Here is a 7,371-nt window from a genome sequence, read left to right as displayed (position 1 = left end):
CTTTCTTCTTTTTGTTGTTGTTCCAGTAAAAAATTCTTCATAGGTATAGGCCGCAATCAAGAGTTTAGTACAAATTTACCACAAGTTTGTAAATCCAATAGGACTGCTATAGCTCTAAATTTGTTGGGATAGCTGTGCATTGAATTGTTGTAGTGTCCTCAGTCGGCTCATCATCCTGACCAGTCCAATCCTGAGCTGCGTTCTTAGCTGCTTCTACTACAAAACCAGGGTAGCCTTTGGGGTCTTCACCAATGGCGTAATGGATAGGCTTTATTGATGTAACTTCGAGAATACTATAATGTACCTCATCTCGCGTAGTAGCGTAATTAGGCACAGCTAGCATTGTACCTTCTCTAATGTCAGTCATTGCCAGCCTGGTGTACTCAAACCACACTTCAAACTCATAACGAGAATGTTCGCTTTCTTCAAGCTTCATTAATACTCCAGTGCGTTCTTTGCCCCTTCTATCTTTAATAAACCACTCATCTTTTTTCATGATTTACCTCATCTTTTAATTGAATCTCTGATAGTTCGCATCGATTTACTTAATGGATTTGCAACAAAAAAAATTGCACTATCAGCTATAATCTGGGCTACTTTACGCCCTACGGTTTTAGCACCGCCGTCAGCTTTATGTAATGGATCGGGATATCCGATAGCTTCTGGAAATAAGTTGCGGGTCAGCGTGTCTAAAAAGTACATAGCTATTCGCTGACCTGGATTGTCCACCGTGTTGTTTCGATGCAAGAAAGGTTGAATAGTCCCCAGGTCATTTGTAACAACTTTAGCGTCTTCACCCTGGCACAATTCTAAATCCCAGTAAGGATGTAACAAGCGATCCATGAAAATAACATGACCCATCAAGGGCGAAGCTTTGTCATCCCTACGACGCAAAAAAAATTGTCCCAAAGAACGCGCAAATAATCTCTCCTGATTGACAATATCGCCTCTTACACCCATTGGTTTAATTTCATCAGAACCTTCAGCCTTACCGAGATGAAGAGTCATAAAGCAAGAGTCAAATTCGGTGATTGCCCAAGGAGCAGTTATTTCTGATACTCCATAGGCTATGTCTTCCAGAACAATTCGATCAGTCCAGGGAAGAGGCTTGACATCAATTGCATCATAGACTTCGGCGTGACGCATCACTCCATAATAATTTCTAGTAAAGTAACGTGACTGAGAGTCCTTGACAATACCCAAGAGCATCACTCTATTTTTCCAGCATTCTTCAATCAAGGCTCTTAAGCCAATTGACACCAAAAACTTTACGTCATTGGGCGACATCCAACGACGTCGTATTTTTGTTGGGTCATCTTCATCAGGTGTTTCATAAATTAGAGCTTCTTGATCTTTATCTTTAAACAGCCGATAACAGATATCTTCAAACAACCGAATTGAATCACGCCAAGAATACTCGTAGTCAAAGATAGGAGTGAAGGTCTCATTTGTAGCATCATATTTACCAAGTCTATTTATTGCTTTTGTATTTCTTTGGTAGTGAACTTGCCATTCACTAAACCATTCATCAATAGTAATATTCTTACGCTGGGCATCCCGCTTAGCAAAATCAGTTAGGTCAAGCTGTTGCCCTACCCTAATTCGCTTTCGGACTACTTCAGCAATAATTGCATTGTAAAGTCGGAATCGCTTGCTAGATGGCAAGCTCAAGTCTTCATTGAATGGGTGAGCATAAACTACAATGGCATCACGCTCATTTAATGTTCGCTGACCAACCTGATAACCCAAAAGCCCGATTTTATCTCTAGAAGTTCCGACTTCAGCACTAGCCATGATGCTACTTGGAGAATGATCCATGAGGATAAGACGCGCTCGATCTGGGGATGTTGAGCGAGCCATCTCATAAGCCAAGTACACCTCAGCCAGTTGCATCAGTGTGTTGTGGATACTGGATAGATCCACCTTTTCTTGGTCAGTAACAACGAAATCTTCCAATCGCTCTGGGTTTGCCACATCTTCAATTTCGGCAAAAGGAACAGGTACATAAGCCACGAAGCTGATGTCTTCATCTACACCCCGCCGCTTGTACTGGATTTTTGGTGGATCGCCCTGAAGAGAAATTTCGCCACGCACGCCGTAAGCAATGCTGGAAAAGACCATAAAATCGGTGAAGGGGTCTTTCTTACAGGTGCCATCAATAGCAACAAACTGAATCTCATCCCGACCAAAAAAAGCTTCCACCTCACGGCGTATCCTTCTCCTCAGGGATGCTTCTTGGAAATTGTCGAATCCGACGATCAAATTTTTAAGGAAGTCTTCGTAGAAAGCAATGGCATTAGCAGCTCGTTCAGTGTAGAGGTCTGTATATCGCTTCTGAGATAAATCGAGTGCGCGACGGTAGCCACTGAAGATTCCTGAGATAATAGAGCCTTTTCTCTGCACAGTCGTTACCCCTCACACTTTGCTTTCAGCCAATGCTTTAACCATTTCAGCCGCTCACCAATACGCCCGTCAGCATACGTCACTTGTAAACCTTTGAATAAGTCCGCAAGTCCTTCTATAGCTGGAAGGTAATCTTGACCCAAATCTACATAAACTTCACAGTAGACACCTAGTCTGGCATAAGTCTGTAAAGCTTGTGTGACTTGCGCCTTTAGTTCGCTGGCTCGTTTACAGTTCATTCGTTGCTCGTAATTAGCAATAGGCGTACAAGCCTCTATCAAGCCGTACTTAGCCGACAAAATCAGCACATCTAGATTATTCGACCAATAGCCGTCCCTCTGTGCCTTCCGCAACACCCGGAAGTGACCCCCATCATAGCGTGCGATCGCACTCATCTCCCCCGCATCCAAGCGTTTACGCTGGGAGCAGGCAATAATCAGTAAGTATCGAGATTCAGAACCCACTATTGTACTTCATGGAAGCTGGACTGTTGACGTGAAAGTTGGCATTCCCATGCTAAATGCAAGGAAAATCTCAAAAAGGCTTTTAGTAATTGTGACTTGTTTGTAACCGTCATCCAACATTACTGGCAATATTCTTCACTAGAGTTATTTGCGATCGCGCTCACCTTTCCCATCCTGGCAAAATCCGCTTTAGGGACGATGTGCTAAAAAGCTCACTTTAGTAAATTTGAGCAATTTACTGTCACAAGCAGGGAAGTATGGCAAATCTGACACAACAAAAGTGCAGCGCTTGCAATAAGGATGCACCTCGCGTTACGGATGAGGAAATCGCAGAACTCAAGCCGCAGATTCCAGACTGGAACATTGTAGAAGTGGATGGAATACCAAGGCTGGAACGCACTTATGAGTTTCCAGATTTTCAGACAGCACTAGCGTTGACAAATAAAGTGGGCGAAGCAGCCGAAGAAGAAGGACATCACCCCGCATTGCTTACGGAGTGGGGCAAGGTGACAGTGAGTTGGTGGACTCACGCCATTTGTGGGCTGCACCGCAACGATTTTATTATGGCGGCAAAAACAGACGGAATTGCCGCCAAATTTACTTAAAAGAAATAGTTGCTCACCTCCCCCTTCCCGAAGCGGGAAGGAGGCAGGAAGTAGATTTTTTCTGAAGTTTATTTAGTATTCACATAACTAATAAAAGGGTTTTGTCACCGAATTTTTTTTTGTGATGAATCCTCGTTTTGCGAAGCATCAGTATCACCTAGTCATATTAAAAACAAGACTTAAGCAATGAGTGAAACCCAGTTACGAACGGCACCAAGTACAGCAGAAACGCAATTGACTCGCTTTGTTGAGCTGGTGCAGGGAATTGATGCCATTGTCTGGGAAATGGACGCGGTGACGTGGAGGTTTACTTTTGTCAGCGATCGCGCTATTGATATTCTCGGCTATCCGGTCAGTCAGTGGTTAAATGAGCCGAACTTCTGGCAGGATCGAATTCTCCATCCAGAGGATCGCAACTGGTGCGTAAACTTCTGTGCGATCGCGATTAACGAGGGGCGAGAAGGCGAATTTCAGTATCGGGCGATCGCATCTGATGGTCGCATCGTATTGATCAAAGATGTAGTGCGCGTCGTTAAAGATGAATGCGATCGCCCCAAACTGTTGCGCGGCTTAATGGTGGACATTACCAATTGTAAAGACTCGATATATGGTGTCTCTACAGAAAAATCTTGGCAACTGTCCTGCGAACGAGCAGCAGGTATGGAGGTGGAAACGGTGCAGTCAGCACTCCGCAAAAGCGAACAGCGCTACCGTTCCCTGATTGAAGCTACTGCTCAGATTATCTGGGACACCAAGGCGCAGGGGGAACTTGTCACTCCTCAGCCTGGATGGAGTGCGTTCACAGGACAAACCTATGAGGAATATAAAGGCTGGGGATGGCTCAATGCTATTCATCCAGACGACCAAGCTGACACAGCGCAGGCGTGGCAAACTGCCCTTGCTAACCGAACTCTTTACCAAGTTGAACATCGTCTGCGGCGAAAGGATGGGGAATATAGATATATGAGTGTTCGGGGGGTGCCAGTGCTGGAAGCAGATGGCAGCATTCGGGAATGGGTGGGAGTACACACGGATATTACCAAGCGTAAGCAAGTAGAGCAAGCACGCGATCGCGCTTTAGCGGAGGCCCAAGCGGCGCGTGCCGAACTTCAGGGGGTATTCATGCAAGCACCGGCGGCAATTGCAACCACCCGTGGCTCGAACCATGTCACCGAAACAGCTAACCCACTGTATATGCAGATTGTTGAAAAGCGGGATATCCTCGGTAAACCCGCACGGGAGGCGTTCTGGGATTTGCAAGGGCAAGGCTTTTTCGAGTTGTTAGACCAGGTTTATGCCAGTGGCGAACCTTTTGTCGGCAAAGAGATGCGGGCGATGTTCGACCGCAACAACGATGGCATTTTAGAGGAAAGTTTCTGGAATTTTGTTTACCAACCGTTATTAGATGTGGATGGCAAGGTTTATGGTATAATGACGCACGCGGTAGAAGTGACACAACAGGTGCGATCGCGTCAGGAACAGGAGAAAAAAGCCGAAGCACTCACCCAACTTACCGAAGCGTTAGAGCGCAGTAATCGCGAGTTAGACCAATTTGCCTATATTGCATCCCATGATTTGAAAGCACCTCTGCGGGCGATCGCTAATCTTTCCGAATGGATCGAGGAAGACGTTGCAGATCAACTCAGCGATGAATCCCGCCAGCATATGAACTTGCTGCGCGGACGGGTACACCGCATGGAAGCCCTGATTGACGGCATTCTGCAATATTCTCGCGCAGGTCGCGTGCAAACACCAATCGAGACGGTGAATGTCTCCACCTTACTAGATGAAGTAATAGAACTGCTCGACCCTCCCGCCGAAGTTTCAATTATTGTATCGGATATGCCGACGCTAAAAACTCAGCGGGTGCCGTTGCAACAGATTTTTATGAACTTGATCAACAATGCTATCAAGTATTCCCAGCGTCCTGATGTGCGTATCGATGTAGGTTTTCGGATGGGGAAATCCTACGAGTTCTCAGTAACTGACAACGGCCAAGGAATTGCAGCAGAGTACCATCAGAAAATCTGGGGCATTTTCCAGAGGCTGGAGTCCAGGGACAAAGTTGAAGGAACTGGTATCGGTCTTTCAGTGGTTAAGAAAATCGTCGAGAGCCGGGGAGGACGAGTGTGGGTTGAGTCTGAACCAGGCGCAGGAGCAACGTTTCGCTTCACTTGGAATTAAATGAGGCGCACCGAAAAATTTTTCAACTGACATCTAACAACTAATGGCTAGATGTCAGTTGATTTGTCCAAGGGTTTCTTGGTTTTTTCCAGATGTTCCTCTACTACCTTGAGGTACTCCTTGATTGCTTCCGAGTGATACTCTACAGCGCACTACTACCGCTATTGACAATATTTGCCTCGCCTTTTGCAGGCGAAGATAGCACCTGTGCGGCTACTTGTGATTTTGTTCCTAATAACAGTTTATATAGAACAAATACATAGAATGGCAATCTTCTCATTTTGTCCAGCATCCATTGACGGTTCCTACTTCACACAATCTTTAAAAAAAAATATCCTTAATTACGTTAGCTTTACATCAACTTTATCAATATGGCATTAGTATAATTACGGAGATAGTTCGCAGCTACTTTTTCTGGCTTTATTACAGTAGGAATTTTTATCGTCGAGATTTTTAGCCTAACATCTCTGGTTTGGGAATCCCACCCATTTGACGATAAGACTATTTCTCTTAGAAGCGAACAGCCCTATATTTATAATGCTGTTTTTAATACACGGCTAGGGCAGTAAATTTCGGCAAATCGGCAAATCAGAAAAATTTACTTTCTGAAATCTATTGAAATACGAAGGAAAAGATTTAATGGCACTAAAATACAAGCTGGGCGTAGGCTTATTTCTATTCGTTACACCATTAGTAACTGGCTCTCTGGTTGTTGCTTCACCCAGTTTTGCTGCTACTCTAGCCAAGTCTGAAGCAACATTCAAAGTTAATAACTTTAGTCACAATCCTTTAGGGGTTGAGACTTTCACCGATACTTTGACTGATACAATTGCAACCAACGGTCAAGTTACTACTAACGCTAACGCTAACGCCTCTTTTACAGCCGATCCCTTAAACCCGCCGACATTCGCCGAGAACTCTTCTGTAAGTACAGCGAACGGCGCAGGTAAAAATTACTTTGGTTTAGCCCAAAGCATTGCTGCCATTATCGGTTACGATTTTCTTGTGGGAGATCAGGAAAGGTTTTCTTTTGATTTCTTAGCTGATTTAAATCTAAAAACTTCCATTAAAAAATCCCAATTTGAACGCGCTAGTGCTGCTGGAGAGATATCTTTTCAGCTGTATAACACTAACGATCGTGACAACTGGATTCTCTTAGATTTCTTTAGTCTATCCGGAAATTTAAAGACTCCAGGTGGCGGTGATTTCTTTATAGCTAATAAGAGTAACAGCATTACCACTTCTAAATCCTTGAAGGATTTTCTTAAAAAGTCTTATGGAGGGAGCGAAGAATCTGCTACAGCCTCGGTTACAGGTAAGTATTCGCGTACTTTCGATAGTTTAACTTATCTAACTTTAGTAGAAATTAAAAGGAATCAAGCAGTCGTTAAAACTCCTGAGTCTTCCGGAACTTTTGCTTTACTTATCTTTTGCTTAATAGGTGTTGGATATAGAGCTAGAAATAAAGTTTTAGCATCGAAGTTGAGGTAAAATACAGCAACTATAGAGATTTCAGCCTATCGAAATTTTACTAATTGCATCCCAATTTCATAGTTGGTAAAGTACAGCGACTTGCCTGGAGAGGTATTACTTAGCACTAAATAGGGCGTGCTGAATAACGAGAAAAAAGCGGCGCTAATTAGGTTGGTGAGCGCTGCTTAGCTGGTCAAATGCCAGAAAAACCGGTAAAATCGCTCAAAACCCGTGCATCCCCC

Annotated in this window: 7 protein-coding genes; 3 read left to right on the top strand and 4 right to left on the bottom strand. The window is 44.2% G+C overall.

Annotated elements, in window-relative coordinates:
• Nucleotides 1-106 precede the first annotated feature (106 nt).
• From NDI42_RS28395 to NDI42_RS28385, 3 genes are read right to left on the bottom strand one after another with little or no spacing between them, the layout of a single operon-like run.
• Nucleotides 107-496: a hypothetical protein gene (locus NDI42_RS28395; protein WP_190455030.1), complete on the bottom strand. Its 390-nt coding sequence runs from the start codon at nucleotides 494-496 to the stop codon at nucleotides 107-109.
• A gap of 8 nt (nucleotides 497-504) precedes the next feature.
• Complete coding sequence (locus NDI42_RS28390) at nucleotides 505-2,403, bottom strand: hypothetical protein (protein ID WP_190455027.1); 1,899 nt, start codon at nucleotides 2,401-2,403, stop codon at nucleotides 505-507.
• Between the two features lie 5 nt (nucleotides 2,404-2,408).
• Nucleotides 2,409-2,867, bottom strand: a complete 459-nt coding sequence (locus NDI42_RS28385) for a DUF6884 domain-containing protein (protein ID WP_190455024.1) — start codon at nucleotides 2,865-2,867, stop codon at nucleotides 2,409-2,411.
• A gap of 257 nt (nucleotides 2,868-3,124) precedes the next feature.
• Between NDI42_RS28385 and NDI42_RS28380 the strand changes: the two genes are divergently transcribed.
• Both NDI42_RS28380 and NDI42_RS28375 read left to right on the top strand, forming a co-directional pair.
• Nucleotides 3,125-3,472: a 4a-hydroxytetrahydrobiopterin dehydratase gene (locus NDI42_RS28380; RefSeq protein WP_190455021.1), complete on the top strand. Its 348-nt coding sequence runs from the start codon at nucleotides 3,125-3,127 to the stop codon at nucleotides 3,470-3,472.
• A gap of 186 nt (nucleotides 3,473-3,658) precedes the next feature.
• Nucleotides 3,659-5,656, top strand: a complete 1,998-nt coding sequence (locus NDI42_RS28375; protein ID WP_190455018.1) for a PAS domain-containing sensor histidine kinase — start codon at nucleotides 3,659-3,661, stop codon at nucleotides 5,654-5,656.
• A 142-nt stretch (nucleotides 5,657-5,798) separates the two neighbouring features.
• Here NDI42_RS28375 and NDI42_RS28370 read toward each other — a convergent pair whose 3' ends face one another.
• Nucleotides 5,799-5,948, bottom strand: a complete 150-nt coding sequence (locus NDI42_RS28370; RefSeq protein ID WP_348231876.1) for a hypothetical protein — start codon at nucleotides 5,946-5,948, stop codon at nucleotides 5,799-5,801.
• Between the two features lie 323 nt (nucleotides 5,949-6,271).
• On the opposite strand from NDI42_RS28370, the gene NDI42_RS28365 reads away from it, so the two are divergent.
• Nucleotides 6,272-7,147 carry a PEP-CTERM sorting domain-containing protein gene (locus tag NDI42_RS28365; protein WP_190455015.1) on the top strand — a complete coding sequence of 292 codons (876 nt, stop codon included), beginning with the start codon at nucleotides 6,272-6,274 and terminating at the stop codon, nucleotides 7,145-7,147.
• Nucleotides 7,148-7,371 lie beyond the last annotated feature (224 nt).

It is taken from the genome of Funiculus sociatus GB2-C1 (assembly GCF_039962115.1).
In the GTDB taxonomy this organism is placed as follows: Bacteria; Cyanobacteriota; Cyanobacteriia; order Cyanobacteriales; family FACHB-T130; genus Funiculus; species Funiculus sociatus.
This window is presented reverse-complemented; position numbering and strand designations above follow the sequence as displayed.